General features: G+C 73.6%; 1 protein-coding gene. It reads right to left on the bottom strand.

Annotated elements, in window-relative coordinates:
* Positions 1-49: 49 nt before the first annotated feature.
* Positions 50-1,480, bottom strand: a complete 1,431-nt coding sequence (locus ACFU7Y_RS43700; protein ID WP_224284639.1) for an AarF/ABC1/UbiB kinase family protein — start codon at positions 1,478-1,480, stop codon at positions 50-52.
* Positions 1,481-1,717: the final 237 nt, after the last annotated feature.

The raw sequence follows: 1,717 nt of genomic DNA, 5'->3' as shown, positions 1-1,717 counted from the left end.
GCTCCCCGTCGCAGGGGAGCGGCCTGCGGCCGTTGTCGCGGTGCCGGCGTCAGTCCTTGCGGACCCGGGCGGGCTCGGCGAACTCGGGGGCCGAACGGGCCTGACGGGCCGGCTGAGCGGGCTTGGTGGGCTTGGTGGGCTTCGCCGACGGGTGCTCGGCGAACTCGGGCAGCCACTCCAGCATCTCCGTGCGGAACGGCGCCTTGGCACCCAGCTGGCAGAGCACCCCGATGGTGCTCAGCGTCACCCGGTGGATCAGCAGGTACGCCGGCGGCAGGTTCAGCTGCTTGCCCAGGTTGTAGGCGGGCGAGCGCGGATCGGCGATCCGGGCCGCCTGGGCGCGCATCCAGTGCCGGGTGAAGTGGAAGTTCTCCACCGCGGCCGGCTCGATGATCGGCAGCAGGTAGTCCAGCACCGCGTCCGGATCCAACCGGATCGAGGGCTTCACGAAGCCCTCCGTGCGCAGCATCCGGAGCACGCCCGTCGCGTCCCCGGCCAGCGCCATCCGCAGCGAGGCCCCGATCGGCGCGGGAAGCCCGCCGGGCAGCCGGTCCACGGTGCCGAAGTCCAGCACGCCCAGCCGCCAGCCCGACACCGGGCCGTCGTCCTTCAGCAGCCGGAAGTTGCCCGGGTGCGGGTCCGCGTGCAGCAGACCGGTCCGGGACGGGCCGGCGAACAGGAACCGGGCCAGCAGCTGCCCGGCGCGGTCGCGCTCCTCCTGGGTGCCGTCCGTGATCACCTCGGCCAGCGGGGTGCCGCCCATCCACTCGGTGACCAGCACCTGGTCGGCCTGCGCCACGACGCCCGGCACCACGATGTCCGGGTCGCCCGTGAACTCCTCGGCGTGGCGGCGCTGGGCCTGTGCCTCCAGCTCGTAGTCCAGCTCCTCCGAGACGCGCTCGCGCAGCTCGGTGATCAGCGGCTTGATGTCCAGCCCGGGGATCAGCGGGCCCAGCAGCCAGGCCACCCGGCTCAGCTGCGAGAGGTCAGAGAGCAGTGCGTCGCCCGCACCCGGGTACTGCACCTTGACGGCGACCGTGCGGCCGTCGTGCCAGACCGCCTTGTGTACCTGGCCGATCGAGGCGGCGGCCGCGGGCCGGTCGTCGAACTCGCGGAACAGCTCGCGCCAGTCGTCGCCGAGCCGCTGGGCGAGCGCGGTGTGCACCTTGGCGGCGGGCATCGGGGGAGCGGCGTCCTGGAGCTTGGTGAGCGCCGCCCGGTACGGCCCGGCGACCTCCTCGGGCAGCGCGGCCTCGAAGACGGACAGCACCTGCCCGAACTTCATCGCCCCGCCCTTGAGTTCACCGAGGACCTTGAACAGCTGGTCGGCGGTGGCCTGTTGGAGCTCGGCGGTGACCACCTCGGCGGAACGGCCGCCGATCCGCTTGCCCAGGCCGAGCGTGGCGCGGCCGGCTATCCCCAGCGGCAGGGCAGCGAGCCGTGCCGTGCGGGTCATTGCCTTGCGCGGAAGATCGCTCACCCGGGGCCTCCATTCCCTGGCCGTCCGGTTCCGGACGGCCGACCATCTCTACGCCATTGTGCCCGCTCCCCGACTCGGGTCGGCCGCTATTTCCCGGGCCCCTCCCCCCTCCCCCCACCCACCCTCGCCACCCACCACCCGCTCACCTGCCCGCCACCCGCCCACCGCACCCGCTGCCCGCCTCGTACCCGGAACGGTGGCTCCCGGTCGTCTGCCGGCCCGTGCCCTGCCCAGGGC

Origin of the sequence: Kitasatospora sp. NPDC057542 (genome assembly GCF_042801945.1) — a bacterium.
GTDB lineage: Bacteria > Actinomycetota > Actinomycetes > Streptomycetales > Streptomycetaceae > Kitasatospora.
Note: the sequence above shows the minus strand (reverse complement) of the source record. Positions and strands in the feature narration are given on the sequence as shown.